Below are 13,401 nucleotides of genomic sequence, written 5' to 3' on the forward strand. Positions count from 1 at the left end.
CGGGATCCGGCTCGTCGGTCCTGCCGGTCGGTGAGGATCCGACCCGTCGGTCCTGCCGGTCGGTGAGGATCCGGGCTGCGGTCGTGGCACAGGGCTGTGAGGATCCGGGCCGCCGGGATCCGACCGGATCGCACGACAGGGCCCCGGTGCATGGAAGCGCCGGGGCCCAAGAGTTCAACACCGTTGTTCCGACTGTCGTGTCGGATTCCTCATCCGCACGGCCGCCTCATCGAGAGGGGCGAGGTGCGGGAATCGCGTAGGCGTGACCGGAAACCACCTCCCGTTCATCCGGAACCGTTACACCCGCACGGCGGAAGCCGTTCCGCGGGTGCTCCCGATGGTGTCCGACCCTCCTTTCCGTGTCGCCGGTACCACTGCGTTCTCGCAGGCGGCACGTAGGCCACCCGACGCGTCGGCGGCGGATCCCGCACGGCCGACGGTCATCTCACAAGGGTCATCGACATCTGCCGCATAGGCTATTTTTCCCCTGTGCACAATAAACGCTAATCACGCCGATAAAAGATGTCCACATCGGCCGACGTAGATCTTTCTTGGCATTCGGCGTATTCGGCGGTGTCGCGTCCGTGCCCTCTCGGGAGGACCCAGGGAGAGCTGGGGCGGCCCGGATCAGGGCACTTCCCAGTCGACCTCGGCGCTGCCGCTGACGCGGAGCTTGCGGCGGGCGCGCTCGTAGAAGGTCGTCGTCCCCAGCCGGACGACGCGGGCGGCGGCGCGCATCGCGGTGACGGTGAGCCGGTGCCCCGGCGGCAGGTGCCCGACGACCGCGCCGTCCACCTCCACGGCCAGCCGCCCGCTCGTGGGCAGGACGTCGAGGGCGACCTCCTCGTCGGCGGAGAGCACGATGGCCCTGTTGAACGTCGAGTGGGCCGCGGCGGGAACCACGAGGAATCCCTCGACGGTCGGGGAGACGATGGGACCGCCGGCGGAGAAGCTGTAGGCCGTCGACCCCGTGGAGGTCGCCACGATGACGGCGTCGGAGGCGTAGCGGACGAAGGGGTGCCCCTGCACGGAGACCGCGACCTCGGACAGCCCGTGACCGGGGGTGCGCACCAGGGCGATGTCGTTGAACGCGGTCACCGTCGCCCCTTCCGGCAGGGTCGTCCGCACGGCCATGCGGGGCTCGACGGCGTACTGGTTGCCGTCGATGGCCGACAGCGCGGCCGACAGCTCGTCCACGTCGATCTCGGCGAGGAAGCCGAGCCGTCCGAGGTTCACGCCGAGCACGGGGGTCGGCCGCCCGGCGATGAGCCGCATGGTGCGCAGCATCGTCCCGTCGCCGCCCAGGCTGACGAGCAGGTCGGCGCGATCGACCAGGGTGGCGCCGTCGACCGCGATCGCGCTGCAGTCGATGCGCCCCACCTCCTCGGGCGACCCGAGCACCGTGACGTTCCGGGAGCGGGCCCACTCGATGATCGTGTCGATGGCCGTCTTCGAGTCGCGCCGCGGGTGCAGTACGAGTCCCACTGTCTCAACCATGCCCATGGGGACACCGTACGACCGTCCGGATGATCGGAGGACGGTCCTCCCGGACCGGAGCCGGACGTGGCGCGGAGGCGGTGCGGAGGCGGTGCGGAGGCGGGACGACCCGCCGTGCCGTACATGATCCGGGAGCGCGGTGGCAGGGGGGAGGGTGGCCCGGGCCCGTGCGGCCGGGGAATGAAAGCCGGACGGAACCGGCTGATCGTGGCAGCAGGAGAGACCGAGGAGACTGTGATGACCGTCAGCATCGCGTTCGTACCCGAGAAGGACCTCTTCGAGGCCAAGGTGGACGGCGAGCACGCGGGACAGCTGGAGTTCACCCGGCGGGACGGCGTGATCGTCTACACCCACACCGAGGTGGATCCCGCGTTCGAGGGCCGGGGCGTGGGCAGCGCGCTCGCCCGCGCGGCGCTGGACGCGGCGCGCGCCGAGGGGGCGCGGGTACGGCCCCGCTGCTCGTTCGTGAAGAACTGGATCGACCGGCACCCCACCTACGCCGGGCTGGTCGAGGAGGCCTGACCGCCCGGCCGGGCGCGTCCGCCCACGACCGGTGCGGGCCGGGACCGGACCCGGTCAGGCACGCCACCGCGGGGCCGTACGAAGCCACGACCGGTGCGAGCCGGGGCCGGATCACCTGGTGCTCGCGTGGGCTGCCCGGAGAACGAGGACGGCCACGCGGCGGAGCCCGTGGCGGATCGTGATCCCGTGAACGCCCAGGGTGTGGAATCGTGATGAAAATCACGCAGTGCGCGCAGATTCGCCGCTCTGGTATCAAGCGCCTTCCTGGCCGGGCTGCCGTTCCTTGCTAGGCTGCAAGGAACCGTTTGGAACCGGGCGTTGTCTCACCCCGGCAGGTGAGACCGTCGAGAAGTGGGGTCACACCGTGAAGAAGCTGCTCGTTCTGGCGCTCGTCGCCCTTGGGGGGCTGCTGGTCTGGCGTAAGGTGCAGGCTGACCGCGCCGAGCTCGATCTGTGGACCGAGGCGACCGGCAGCGATAACTGACCGAAGCGGCTGCCGATCAAGGTGTGCCCACGGTCCTGAAGCAAGGTTGGGGGAATGGCACCCATCAAGCTTGCCTGTCTGGATCTGGCAGGCACCACGATCGGTGATGTCGCCATGGTCGAACGGGCGTTCGCCGAGGCGATCGCCACGCAGGGCATCGTGCCCGGGACCGGCGCGTACGCACGTGCCATGGTGCATGTGCACCGGTCCCGGGGCTGCCCCAAGATCGACGTTTTCCGGGGCATCTTCCCCGACAACGAGGCCCAGGCGCAGGCGGCCAACCTGACCTTCGAACGTTCCTACCAGGGCGCGATCGACCGTTCGGGACTCCTTCCCGTCCCGGGCACCGTGGAGACGCTGGAGAAGCTTCAGGGCTCCGGCGTCAAGGTCTGCCTCATCACCGGATTCAGCCGGTCGACCCTCGACCACGTGCTGGCCGCGCTGAGCTGGTCCGACCGGATCGACCTGGCGCTGAGCCCGGAGGACACGGGCGGCCGGGGCCGTCCGAGGCCCGACATGGTGCTCACCGCGCTGCTGCGCCTCGGCGTCGAGGACGTCCGCGAGGTCGCGGTCGCGGGCGACTCGGAGAGCGACATGCTCTGTGGCCGCCGGGCGGGCGCTTCGGTGATCGCCGGCGTCCTGACCGGGAGCCACAGCCGGGAGCGGCTCGTCAAGGGCGGCGCCACCCACGTCCTGGACTCCATCGCCGACTTCCCCGGCCTCGTCCTCGGCGACGACCTGATCGTGACCCGCACTCCCGCCTCCTCCGTCCGCTGACGTCCCCGGCGCTGGCGCCGGCCGACCGAAGGCCGTACGGCGTGCGCGCAGCGCCACTCCGTGAGCGGGACGTATCGCACCTCGCAGAGTTCGACCGAAGCAGAATTCCAACATTCCCTCGGCTTACTCTCGAGGCCTGACCTCGCGTTCCCCGCTGTCTCGCGGCGGAGCGGCGGCTTCGAAGCGTCACCCGCACCGGGCCGGACGAAGCCGTCGATCGGAACTGCCGAACGCGACCGGCCGGTCCTGCCTGGGACGGCCAGGTGCTCGATCCCGTACGACCTGCTGCCCCGGGGCCGGTGTCGCCCCCGGGGCCACAGCGCGGATCGTGGATCGGCGTCCGTGCCGACGAGAGCGTTATATGCTGTCCTGGCGGTGTGTGATGAACACGGATTCGCCGTTCACGGTGTTTCCTCGGGTCATGTCACCCGCAGAGGGGCCTTAGCTCAGTTGGCAGAGCGCCTGCTTTGCAAGCAGGATGTCAGGAGTTCGAATCTCCTAGGCTCCACCAGCCTCACGACATGAAAAAGCCCAGGTCAGGCATGGTCGCCTCACCTGGGCTTTGATCTTCATTCGGCCTCGTCCGGCTCCCGTGCCCGTTGCGTGCCCGATCGCTCCCCGAGCGCCCCACGGGCGAGGCCGTCGAGCTTGCGGGCGACCTCCCGTTGCCGCTCGTCCGTCGAGTGCTGATAGATCATCGCGGCGCGCGTGCTGGAGTGGCCCATGCGCTCCATCAGCTCCCGGATCGACGCCCCGGCGCTCGCGGCGAGGGTGTTGCCGGTGTGCCGGAGGTCATGAAAGTGGATCTTCGGAAGGCCCGTGTCCTGGAGCGCCTGAGTCCAGACACGGCGGTTGAAGTTGGTGTTGCGGAGCGGCCCGTCATCCGGACCGGCGAAGATCAGTCCCTTGTCCCCGTCCTGGGTGAAGTCCTTCACGTGCTCCCGCAGGTCCTCGATGATCAGTTCGGGGATCACCACCGTTCGCCTGCCCGCCGCGGACTTGGGTTCGGTGAAGACGAGGCCCTTGCCGGTGATCTGCATCAACTGGCGTTCCACCCGCACGGTTCCGGCGTCCAGATCGAGGTCTCGGCGCTGGAGGCCGGCCAGTTCGCCCCACCGCAGACTGCCGAAGGTCGCCAGGAGCACCAGCGCCCGGTAACGCGGTTCGACCGTGTCGGCGAGCTTGTAGACCTCGGCGATCGTGAGCACCGGGCGTTCCGGTGACTTCTCCTGACCGGCGCCCTTGATCCGGCACGGGTTCCGCTTGATGAGCTGGTCATCCACAGCTGTGGACAGAATCGCCTTCAGTAGCCGGTACGCCTTGGCGACGGTCACCTCACTGACCTTCGCGTCGAGCAGCTTCTTCCGCCACCGCCGGACCTGCGGGTCCTTGATCTCGTTCAGCGCCTTCTCGCCGAAGGTGGGGACGAGGTGGGCCCGGAGGAGGTAGCCGTACAGCTCGACCGTCCGGGGACGGAGGTTCGGCCGCTCCTCGATCCAGGCGCGGCCGTACTCGCCGAGTGTGATCTTCCCGGCGTCCGGGTCGATCCACTCACCGTCGAGGATCTCCGTCTCTTTCCTGGTCAGCCAGACCTCGGCGTCCTTCTTCGTCGCGAAGGTCTCCGGGGCCGGGCGGTCCACCCCGTCAGGGCCGGAGTATCGAGCCTGCCACCGGCCCGAGGGCAGTTGCCGAACGCGACCGAAGCGCCTCTTGGCAGGCTTCCTCTTGCGCGGCCGCCGAGGCTCTTCATCGGGCGCGGCAAGTGCGGTCTTGGCCATTACGCAGCCCTCCTACGTCGCGTGGTGGTGATCGGTTCGACAAATCCCGCCGCGATGAACGCCTCAAGCGCCGCTTCGGGGATACGGACGTTGCGCCCGATGTGGACGAAGGCGATCCGGCGTTCCTCGATCAGGCGACGCGGGAAGCGGACCGTGGTGTTCAGCCGTTCGGCGGCCTCCTCGACGGTCAGCAGCCGGCCCCGGGCCAGCTCGGGAAGCGGAGAGGTGGGCTCCGTTCTCGTCATGCCGCCTCTCTCATCGCTGAAGGGCCTTGTCCGGTTGCTTTCTCTCGCAGGGCGAGGAGGGTTGCTCGCCAGCGCTGGCGTTCGGCGACCATGCGCAGCAGCCGCAGGGCCAGGGAGGGGACGTCGCCGTCCCCGGCCGGGACGGGCTTCCAGAGGTAGCGGTGCGGGTCGCTCTTGGCGGGGTCGTCGGCCAGGCCGAGCGCTTCCAGAACCCAGGTACGGCGGTCGCGCTTGTGCTCGGCCAGGGTCTTGTTCGACCACTTCCGGGAGACGAGCACCCGGCGTCCGGCGTAGCCGAGGTGTTCGGGCTTGTGGGCCTTACCCCGGCACCGGCCCGGAGCCATTCCGGCCTTGGCGCCCTTGGGCTGCACGCCGTACCGCAGCCAGTTCGGGCAGGCCGGCGAGCACGGTTCGTACCGGAGCGCTTCGACGAGCCGGGCCGCATGGTCCCGCCGGGCGGCATCGTCGGTGTCGAGGCTCTCACCGAGGGACTTGGTCAGGTACTTCGACAGGTAGCGGATGCACTGGTCGGCGTCCGGGGTCCCGGCGAGCACGCCCTGAACGTCGACCTGGTCGCCGAAGCGCAGCACGTGCAGGGGTTCGGCCTCGTCGTCGGCGTCGGCGTCGAGCCGGTCGAGCGCCTCATCCCAAGTCGGCAGCAGTTCTCCCGTGACCGGGTCGAGGTAGTCGCCGTCCTGGCCGTCCGGATAGGTCTCCTCGTTGGGCAGGTCGGCCCGTGGAGTCCAGACTGGCAGGTGATCACCCTCGAAGCGGATCTCATCGACGGCCGGCCACCACACCTGGTGATAGGTCGCGGCGGCGATCTGCTTGATCTCCGCGCGGGGCAGGGTGCCGCGCACCGCCATGTGCAGATGTGGCGCGAGCCGCTTCTGAGGCTCCACGGACGCGAAGTACTGCACGTCATAGCCCGCCACCCGGCGCAGGTTCTGCACGAACCGGTCGACCAGCTTGGAGAAGTGCAGCGCATCCCGAGCCGCCCGCCGGTAGTCGTAGCTGGCCGGGTCGACCGGCACGCCTTGACCGGCCCGGATCCGGCCGTAGGACGGCAGGGTGAGCGTGATGAACATCGACGGTCGGTAGACCGCCCCGTTCGCTCCGGTGAAGGTCCGCCCGAGCGTGGTGGGGTTCATGGCTCGCTTGGGCAGGTCCGGGGCGTCCTGCCGCCGCCGGGTCGACCGGGAGCGCTTGCCCGCGTTGCGGCCGGAGAGGCTGCCGCGCATCCCGGCCGCGCGGATCTCCTCATCGATCTCGGCGATCGCCTCATCCCAGTCGGCGACCTCCTCGGGTGTGCCGTCGCGTTCGGCCGCGTCCCGCTTGGCCTGCGCGTCGGCGCGGAACTCGATCAGCCACCGCTGCTGCTCGTCCGCCTCATCCGGGGTGGTGGCCGGTTCGGCGTCCAGGTGCCAGCCTTCCCGGCATTGGGCCATGCGCAGGTAGCGGTTGCGTTTCGCGCATGGCGGGCACTTGGCCTCCCGGGTGGCGCCGCAGGGGACGTTGACGTCCTCGCTGTGGCCGGTGCGCACGTCGAGCCGCCGCAGCACGATCGGCCGGATGCACACGCCGTTGTGCTTGGCGATCTCCACCGCCACGTCCAGCGCGACCGGCATCCGCTGCCGCTGCGCCCGGGAGATGGAACGGTCGGTCGTCGGGGCGTTCATTCGTTCACCTCCTCGCGGTGGATCTCGGCCAGGTCCGCCGCCAGCCGGTAGACGGCCCCGTACGGGTCGGTGCTGATGGCGACGTCGGACAGTTCGAAGGCCACCACGCGCTGCGTGCGGCGCGGCCCGAGCAGGGCCAGGACGGGCCGCTCGCAGATGCGGGTGATCTCCTCGTCGGTGCCGTAGAAGCAGACCCTCATGCCGCCACCGCCTCGGCCATGGCGCGGATGTCGGCATCGGAGACGTAGGCCGCGCGCACCCGGATCGGATCCGGGGAGGCTTCCAGGCGGACGTAGCCGACGCCCGCGCCCTGCTGCGGGATCGGGGAGATGTGGTCGGCCAGCGCGCCCCGGTCCCGGGCGCCATCGCCGAGCACCATGTCCACCTGCTCCGACTCGTCCAACCGAAGCGCGATCTTGTCGGGGAACAGGTTCCGGATGGTGAGCACGTCTTTTCGCGGGTCCTGGAGGGCGGCCATGACCCCGACGCCGACCGCCCGCCCTTGCGTGGTCAGGCTCGCCAGGGCGGCGGAGATGCGCTGCTTCAAGGCCCGGTCGGACTGGTAGGCGGTCAGGAACGCCACCTCGTCGACCACGACCAGGACGAAGGGGTCCTCCACGGTGGGGGTGTGGGAGCGCTGTTGGCCGGCGAACCGGTCGGCCCGCTCCTGCATCACCGCCACGGCCGCATCCAGGAGATCGGCGCACTGCTCCGGGGTCGCCGCGTACCGGTCGCCGAACAAGGTCCGGCCGAAGGACAGCTCCATCCGCTTGGGATCCAGCGCCCAGATCTGCACCAGGCCCACACGGACGGCCGGGAGCAGGCCACGGATGGTCGACCAGATCACCGAGCCCTTGCCCGCTCCGGTGGCCCCGGCGACCAGGACGTGAGTCCCATGGACGTTCAGCAGCCAGGGCGAGCCGTCCTCACGGGCGCCGACCATGACCGGCCCCACCGACACCTCGTCCGGGATCGGCATCGCCGGAAGCGGTGTGACCAGGGGATCATGCCGGGGGAAGACGAGCACCAGGCGGCCCGCCCGCGCGATCGAGACCCGGCAGGAACGCGCCTCGAAGCCGTGCGCCAGATGGTCGATGCGGTCGGCCCAGTCCTTGACCGCCTGGCCGTGCAGCATCTTCACGGTGACCACGTCGGCCCACGAGGTGCAGCGCACCCGCACCAGGTGGGGGAGGTAGTCCCGGCCGCGCAGATGCCGCCCCAGTCCGGAGACAACCATCACCGCCTGCCAGTGCCGCCGGTAGACCCAGACGAAGCGCCAGAAGGCCAGCAGCCGCCAGCCGACCAGCCGCAGAAACGAGGGCCGGTGCACCGAGCACCACAACGCGAGCACGGTCACGGCCGCTGCGATCAGGACCAGGCTCATGCGCCAGCCGTACAGCCACGCCACCACGCACGGGACGGCGACGACGGCCGAGGCGATCGGGTGCCGCCAGAGCAGCCGCACCAGACCGGCGAGAAACCGCCAGGCGAAGATGACGAGCGTGACGAACGCCGGGGTCCGGACCACCGCCGGGCGGAACACCACGGCGGTATCGGGTGTGGTGGAGACGAGGTGCTGTGCCTCGTCACCGGGCATCTTCTTGAACATTAGACTTCAGTCCTCTCTTGAATCGCATCTGGGGAGACCAGGGGCCGCCGGAATGCCAGTTCCAGCGGCCCCGCTTTCGTGTCAGGCCGCGATGTCCTTGCCGGCCGGGGCGTGCTTGGCCGGGGCGGCGGTGCGGGGAGCCCGCATGGACGTGGCGCGGATGGAGTAGGCCAGGCGGCCGGTGGACTGGTTGACGTACGGGGTGACGGTCATGCCGTCGAACTCGACCGGGGTGATCGGCAGGCCGGGCACCGGGGGCGGGGGCACCGGCTGGACCGGGGAGAGGATCTTGACCGCCACCGTCTTCTGGCTGATCTTCACGGCCGGGTCGGCGTCCATGACGGCGATCTGCCAGACGAGTTCACCGGTGGTCTTGTCCTTGGCGTAGACGGTCCGGCTGCTGGTCGAGGCGTCGAAGTCCTTGACCTGCTCAACCTCGCCGACGAGGTAGCAGCCGTGCGGGAAGACCTGGTCGAAGCTGACGGGGATGGGTCCCTGAAGGGCCATGACGTGTACTCCTAGCTTTACAGAAGATGTTTGTTTTTCAACCTGACCTATCAGGTTGCTCCACAAAGGTAGGTCGCCCAACCTGTCATGTCAAGTTGGATTGCAGAGGAGATCGGTCAGGCGATGTCAGGTCAGGGGGTAGGCGTCACGCAGTTCGTGACGATCCCCGGGAAGGACCGCGTCGACGAGCTGGAGCGCCTTGCCGTCGGCATCATGTCCGGTTACCACGAGGTTCAGCACAGGCGCACCGGCCGGCATCTTCAGGGCGTGCGCCTCCTCCGCCGTGGCCGAACGCGCGAGGGTGCGCTCCATGGCGTAGTCCAGCCGCAGCCGCTTACGGCCGTACAGATGGCGCCGGATTCCTTCGTCCATCGGTTCGGGCGAGGTCAACTTGGTCCCGGTGACCAAGTCGATGGGGAACCACGCCGACACCAGCTCTATGGGGCCGTCCTCATCGCTCAGGACGTACTGCCGCAGGAAAGCCTTGGACCCGGCGGGCAGCTCAAGCAGGGTGGTGACCCGGACAGGAGCGACGATGATGCCGGCTTGCAGCAGTTCGGCGGAGGACTCCGATTCGGCGAGATCGAGAAGGCGTTGTCCCGGGTATGCGCGTTCCAGGTTCAGCGCGGGCACCTTCCCGCGCACGAACGAACCGCGCCCGGTCTGCGACTCGATCAGTCCCTCTTGGCGGAGCAGCCGCAGCGCCTCGATCACCGTCGGCCGCGACACGTCGAACTCGGCGACAAGCTGGCTCTGAGAGGGCAGCATCATCCCCGGCGGATAGGTCCCGTCCGCGATGCGTGACCGCAAAGCGTTCAGCACCCGCTCGTACTTGAGGCCGTCCCCGCGTGGAGCTGCCATTACAACCGCCTTACCAGCTTTAACATGTTCTATCAGGTTGAGCGTAGCATCAGCGTCCGAATCTTCCACCCCTCGCCTGAACGCGGAAGGCCCGGTAAGCCTGGGTGTGGGAGGGCAGGCTTACCGGGCCAGGGACGCGGAGGCGAAGGACACACCGGGACGTCGGACGCACGCCCGCAGCGGTCAACCTCGCTGCCGCGCCTGCTCCGGCGGATCGTCGGCCACCAGATCGAGCACCTCACCCGGCACGCTGACCGTCCGCCACTGCTCTTCGATGCGCTTCTCGGCCGCCAGACGGCCGGCCAACTCCTCCAGGGTCCGCCCGCACCGCACGTAGGACAGCCCGCGTCGCATGCTCTCCTGGGACAGGTCGTCTCGGCGCACCGCGTACCACCCGCCTCCCAGGGCCGCCGAGATCCTCCACCGCCTGCCGTAGACGGCATTCAGCTCGTTGACGGTCACACCGATCACCCCGGCTGCGCAGGTGCGGCGAGGTGTCGCCCGCGCAGGTCGACCGGTCGGCGATCGTCCGGCAGCACGCATTGGACCTCTTCGACCAGCTTCGACGACGGGTGAGCGCCACGCAGCTCCGCATACCGGACAGCGACCCGGCGAGCGGCCGTCAGCGGATCACTCACCGGGCTGTAGGCATACAGCCGCCGTCCGCGCGCCGAGGTGTTCCCCGACCACCAGTGATAGGAGACCCCGTTCGTCCAGACGACCAAGTCGATCCAGACCGAAACCAATGCGACTCCGACACCGCAGTGAATATCGGCGGGCATTCCCAGATTGCGCAGTTCCTCAGCGAGGCACGCGGCGGCATATGAAGGATCGCCAGTCGCGGACTCAGCCGGTCGCCACCAAACAAGTGTGTCTGTCATGTTCCCTGCCGTCCGGTTCCGGCGCAGTCGAAGCAATCGCTCCGCGTTCTCCGCGCGCGTCGGCCGTCGATGGCCTGCGCTCCATAGGCCGCGCTCACCTGCGCATATCGCCACCCCTTGCCCCGGCAGGCCGAGCAGCAGCCCTCCCCGCCGGTCTTGCGTGTGCCCGTCGTGTCCACTCCTTTTCCTCCGTCGTCATGGACGTTTTCTCGGTATGCCGAGACACTAGGAAGCAGTGGCCGCTCCGCCCCGGAAAAGAATTCCGGGGTCCCCGAGTTATCCATGCGAGGCTGACCGGTATGCGAGGCATGACGGATCACCTGACCATCGGGGAACGCGTGGCGTGGTACCGCCGACGACGCGGAATGTCACAGGAAGTCCTGGCCGGCCTTGTCGGCCGCACGGTCGATTGGCTCAGCAAGGTCGAGAACGACCGGATCGATCTCGACCGCCTGTCGGTCATCAAATCTCTGGCGGTCGCCCTGGACGTCGCCCTCGGCGATCTCCTCGCCGAGCCGTCCCTACTCGACTGGAGCCCCGACAGCGGGGACCGCACCGTCCCGGCACTGCGGGCGGCGATCACCGATTACCGCCAGCTCACCCCACTCGCCGCTCTCGCCCAAGCGCACGAGCCGCCCAGCCTCACCGAGCTGCGCAGCGAGATCGCCGACGTCTGGCACGCCTACCAGGCATCCCGGTACGGCCTCGTGGTCCGCCGCCTTCCGGCCCTTCTCGCCGAAGCCCACCACGCCGCCAGCGCCTACCAGGGAGATCAGCACACTCAGGCGCTCAGCCTGCTGGGCCAGACCTACCACGCAGCCGCCACCATCCTCGTCAAGGTCGGGGAGACCGATCTCGCGTGGATCGCCGCCGAACGCGGGTTGACCTACGCCCAGAACTCCGGCGATCAGATCGTGGTCGCCTCACTCCTGCGCTCGGTCACCCACGCTCTGCTCTCCAACGGCCGCTACGACGCCGCCGCCCAACTGACCAACGACGCCGCCGGACTCCTCCAGTCAGACCTGTCCCAGGCCGGCCCGGAACTGCTGTCGGTGTACGGCACGCTTTTCCTCGCCGGATCGATGGCCTCCGCCCGCGCCGAGGACCGCACCACCACCCAAGCCTTCCTGAAGGAGGCCGCGGAGTCCGCCCGTCGTCTGGGCGGTGACGCCAACCACGTGTGGACCGCGTTCGGCCCGACCAACGTGGCCATCCACCAGGTGGCGACCGCCATCGAGCTGGGAGACGTTCAAGTCGCCATCGACCTCGGTCCCGGCCTGGACACCAGCGCTCTGCCGATCGAGCGCCGCGCCCGCCACGGGATTGCCGTCGCCCAGGCGTTTAGCCTGTGGAACCGCACCGACGAGGCGTTGGAGGCGCTCCTTCAGGCCGAGCACCTGGCCCCCGAGCAGATCCGCCACCACTACCTCAGCCGCCAACTCGTCCTGAGCTGGATCCGCCGGCAGAAGGGCAAGCCCAGTCATCGGCTCAGCGACCTGGCCCGCCGGCTCCGCGTCACCTGAGCCACCCTCCGCACGGGGCGGACTTCCCGTACCGTAGGGATCATGACCGGACAAGAGACCCCGCCCATGGCCACCCCCCGCGCCGCAGCCGGGGCACTCTTCTTCGACGAGCACGGCCGCGTGCTCCTGGTCCGCCCCCATTACAAGGACTACCGCGACATCCCCGGCGGTTACATCGAGCCGGGGGAGACCCCGTTTCAGGCGTGCGTGCGTGAGGTCCATGAGGAACTCGGCATCCAACCGCCGATCGGCGACCTCCTGGTGGTCGACTGGGCGCCCCACCCGCAGGAAGGCGACAAGGTCCTGTTCCTGTTCGACGGCGGGACCCTCAGCCCGAGCATGCGCGACAGCATCCGTCTCGGCGCCGACGAACTGGCCGGTTACGACTTCCACCCGGTCGAGGAACTGCCCGGCCTCCTGATCGAACGCCTCGCCCACCGTGTCACGGCCGCCGTCACCGCCCGCAGCCTCGGCCGCCCGCTGTACCTGGAGTATGGCCAGCAGTTGCCGAACTAATCAACGCCACTACGTTCAGGCGCGTCTCACAGGCTTGGGGATGTTCCCCGGGACTCAGAGGCCAGGCCGCGCCATGCAGCCCGGAGGGCTTCAAGCTCCCGGCGAGGAAACGGGTGGCCCCACTTGGCGTGGTAGGTGCTTTCTCCGTAGGAGTGGGCGACTTGATCGAAGCATCGAATCACTGCTTGGGCGACAGAGTCGACCGTCTGCCAGCTCGACCAGATCTCCGTTCCGGCTTTGTCGTGCTTGCTGCCGTCGGGAAGGCGGAGCAACCGGATCCAGACATCCGTATCCCCCCGGTAGAAGATCCATCGGAAGGCGGTGGGCTCTGCTTCGAACTGCGCGCGGGTCTCCTGCTCGCCCACGACCAGCCGTGCCACCGCGGCTAGCAGCTCTTCCACCGTATGCGGGGGGAAGTACGACACAGCGACTTCCACCTGATCTTGATCATCAGCAACCGTACAGTCGGCCCATCCTGATCCCGCTAGCTTCCAGTTCAGCGACATCCTGGACATGGCCGCT

General features: G+C 68.9%; 16 protein-coding genes and 1 tRNA gene. 6 read left to right on the top strand and 11 right to left on the bottom strand.

The window, feature by feature from the left end:
* Positions 1-627: 627 nt before the first annotated feature.
* Entirely contained in the window at positions 628-1,485 is an 858-nt protein-coding gene (locus tag IEZ07_RS10200; protein WP_239319915.1) for an NAD(+)/NADH kinase, read from the bottom strand.
* Between the two features lie 249 nt (positions 1,486-1,734).
* On the opposite strand from IEZ07_RS10200, the gene IEZ07_RS10205 reads away from it, so the two are divergent.
* From IEZ07_RS10205 to IEZ07_RS10215, 4 genes are all read left to right on the top strand, one after another.
* Complete coding sequence (locus IEZ07_RS10205) at positions 1,735-2,019, top strand: GNAT family N-acetyltransferase (RefSeq protein WP_068900216.1); 285 nt, start codon at positions 1,735-1,737, stop codon at positions 2,017-2,019.
* Positions 2,020-2,383: 364 nt separating this feature from the next.
* On the top strand, positions 2,384-2,503 hold the full coding sequence (locus IEZ07_RS35560) for a DLW-39 family protein (RefSeq protein ID WP_218061633.1): 120 nt from the start codon (positions 2,384-2,386) through the stop codon (positions 2,501-2,503).
* A 54-nt stretch (positions 2,504-2,557) separates the two neighbouring features.
* Entirely contained in the window at positions 2,558-3,280 is a 723-nt protein-coding gene (locus IEZ07_RS10210; RefSeq protein WP_191894502.1) for an HAD-IA family hydrolase, read from the top strand.
* Between the two features lie 435 nt (positions 3,281-3,715).
* A tRNA-Ala gene (locus IEZ07_RS10215) sits at positions 3,716-3,791 on the top strand.
* 58 nt (positions 3,792-3,849) lie between these two features.
* Here the strand turns inward: IEZ07_RS10215 and IEZ07_RS10220 are convergent.
* From IEZ07_RS10220 to IEZ07_RS10260, 9 genes are all read right to left on the bottom strand, one after another.
* Positions 3,850-5,058: a tyrosine-type recombinase/integrase gene (locus tag IEZ07_RS10220; protein ID WP_191894503.1), complete on the bottom strand. Its 1,209-nt coding sequence runs from the start codon at positions 5,056-5,058 to the stop codon at positions 3,850-3,852.
* Positions 5,058-5,303: an excisionase family DNA-binding protein gene (locus IEZ07_RS10225; RefSeq protein ID WP_191894504.1), complete on the bottom strand. Its 246-nt coding sequence runs from the start codon at positions 5,301-5,303 to the stop codon at positions 5,058-5,060. The genes IEZ07_RS10220 and IEZ07_RS10225 overlap by 1 nt, the downstream gene beginning before the upstream one ends.
* Complete coding sequence (locus IEZ07_RS10230; protein ID WP_191894505.1) at positions 5,300-6,982, bottom strand: replication initiator; 1,683 nt, start codon at positions 6,980-6,982, stop codon at positions 5,300-5,302. The genes IEZ07_RS10225 and IEZ07_RS10230 overlap by 4 nt, the downstream gene beginning before the upstream one ends.
* Entirely contained in the window at positions 6,979-7,182 is a 204-nt protein-coding gene (locus IEZ07_RS10235) for a hypothetical protein (RefSeq protein WP_191894506.1), read from the bottom strand. Before IEZ07_RS10235 ends, IEZ07_RS10230 begins: the two co-directional genes overlap by 4 nt.
* Positions 7,179-8,591 carry an FtsK/SpoIIIE domain-containing protein gene (locus IEZ07_RS10240; RefSeq protein ID WP_191894507.1) on the bottom strand — a complete coding sequence of 471 codons (1,413 nt, stop codon included), beginning with the start codon at positions 8,589-8,591 and terminating at the stop codon, positions 7,179-7,181. The genes IEZ07_RS10235 and IEZ07_RS10240 overlap by 4 nt, the downstream gene beginning before the upstream one ends.
* An 81-nt stretch (positions 8,592-8,672) precedes the next feature.
* Positions 8,673-9,098 (bottom strand): plasmid replication, integration and excision activator, encoded by a 426-nt coding sequence (locus IEZ07_RS10245; RefSeq protein ID WP_191894508.1) that lies wholly within the window; start codon positions 9,096-9,098, stop codon positions 8,673-8,675.
* Between the two features lie 126 nt (positions 9,099-9,224).
* Positions 9,225-9,959: a GntR family transcriptional regulator gene (locus IEZ07_RS10250; protein WP_191894509.1), complete on the bottom strand. Its 735-nt coding sequence runs from the start codon at positions 9,957-9,959 to the stop codon at positions 9,225-9,227.
* A 183-nt stretch (positions 9,960-10,142) separates the two neighbouring features.
* Positions 10,143-10,421, bottom strand: a complete 279-nt coding sequence (locus IEZ07_RS10255) for a hypothetical protein (RefSeq protein ID WP_191894510.1) — start codon at positions 10,419-10,421, stop codon at positions 10,143-10,145.
* 5 nt (positions 10,422-10,426) lie between these two features.
* On the bottom strand, positions 10,427-10,741 hold the full coding sequence (locus tag IEZ07_RS10260) for a hypothetical protein (RefSeq protein WP_191894511.1): 315 nt from the start codon (positions 10,739-10,741) through the stop codon (positions 10,427-10,429).
* Between the two features lie 407 nt (positions 10,742-11,148).
* Between IEZ07_RS10260 and IEZ07_RS10265 the strand changes: the two genes are divergently transcribed.
* Both IEZ07_RS10265 and IEZ07_RS10270 read left to right on the top strand, forming a co-directional pair.
* Positions 11,149-12,363, top strand: coding sequence for a helix-turn-helix domain-containing protein (locus IEZ07_RS10265; RefSeq protein ID WP_275413810.1), 1,215 nt, complete (start codon positions 11,149-11,151; stop codon positions 12,361-12,363).
* A 42-nt stretch (positions 12,364-12,405) separates the two neighbouring features.
* On the top strand, positions 12,406-12,879 hold the full coding sequence (locus IEZ07_RS10270; protein ID WP_239319913.1) for an NUDIX domain-containing protein: 474 nt from the start codon (positions 12,406-12,408) through the stop codon (positions 12,877-12,879).
* A 26-nt stretch (positions 12,880-12,905) separates the two neighbouring features.
* Here the strand turns inward: IEZ07_RS10270 and IEZ07_RS10275 are convergent, their stop codons facing one another.
* Entirely contained in the window at positions 12,906-13,316 is a 411-nt protein-coding gene (locus tag IEZ07_RS10275; RefSeq protein ID WP_301549315.1) for a hypothetical protein, read from the bottom strand.
* Between the last annotated feature and the right edge of the window lie 85 nt (positions 13,317-13,401).

This window comes from Planomonospora parontospora (assembly GCA_014647935.1).
GTDB lineage: Bacteria > Actinomycetota > Actinomycetes > Streptosporangiales > Streptosporangiaceae > Planomonospora > Planomonospora parontospora.

Excerpts from the sequence above, each read along its gene's own strand:
- IEZ07_RS10205 (WP_068900216.1), top strand. The coding sequence starts at position 1,735 with ATGACCGTCAGCATCGCGTTCGTACCCGAGAAGGACCTCTTCGAGGCC.
- IEZ07_RS10210 (WP_191894502.1), top strand. The coding sequence starts at position 2,558 with ATGGCACCCATCAAGCTTGCCTGTCTGGATCTGGCAGGCACCACGATC.
- IEZ07_RS10220 (WP_191894503.1), bottom strand. The coding sequence starts at position 5,058 with ATGGCCAAGACCGCACTTGCCGCGCCCGATGAAGAGCCTCGGCGGCCG.
- IEZ07_RS10225 (WP_191894504.1), bottom strand. The coding sequence starts at position 5,303 with ATGACGAGAACGGAGCCCACCTCTCCGCTTCCCGAGCTGGCCCGGGGC.
- IEZ07_RS10230 (WP_191894505.1), bottom strand. The coding sequence starts at position 6,982 with ATGAACGCCCCGACGACCGACCGTTCCATCTCCCGGGCGCAGCGGCAG.
- IEZ07_RS10235 (WP_191894506.1), bottom strand. The coding sequence starts at position 7,182 with ATGAGGGTCTGCTTCTACGGCACCGACGAGGAGATCACCCGCATCTGC.
- IEZ07_RS10240 (WP_191894507.1), bottom strand. The coding sequence starts at position 8,591 with ATGTTCAAGAAGATGCCCGGTGACGAGGCACAGCACCTCGTCTCCACC.
- IEZ07_RS10245 (WP_191894508.1), bottom strand. The coding sequence starts at position 9,098 with ATGGCCCTTCAGGGACCCATCCCCGTCAGCTTCGACCAGGTCTTCCCG.
- IEZ07_RS10250 (WP_191894509.1), bottom strand. The coding sequence starts at position 9,959 with ATGGCAGCTCCACGCGGGGACGGCCTCAAGTACGAGCGGGTGCTGAAC.
- IEZ07_RS10260 (WP_191894511.1), bottom strand. The coding sequence starts at position 10,741 with ATGCCCGCCGATATTCACTGCGGTGTCGGAGTCGCATTGGTTTCGGTC.
- IEZ07_RS10265 (WP_275413810.1), top strand. The coding sequence starts at position 11,149 with ATGACGGATCACCTGACCATCGGGGAACGCGTGGCGTGGTACCGCCGA.
- IEZ07_RS10270 (WP_239319913.1), top strand. The coding sequence starts at position 12,406 with ATGACCGGACAAGAGACCCCGCCCATGGCCACCCCCCGCGCCGCAGCC.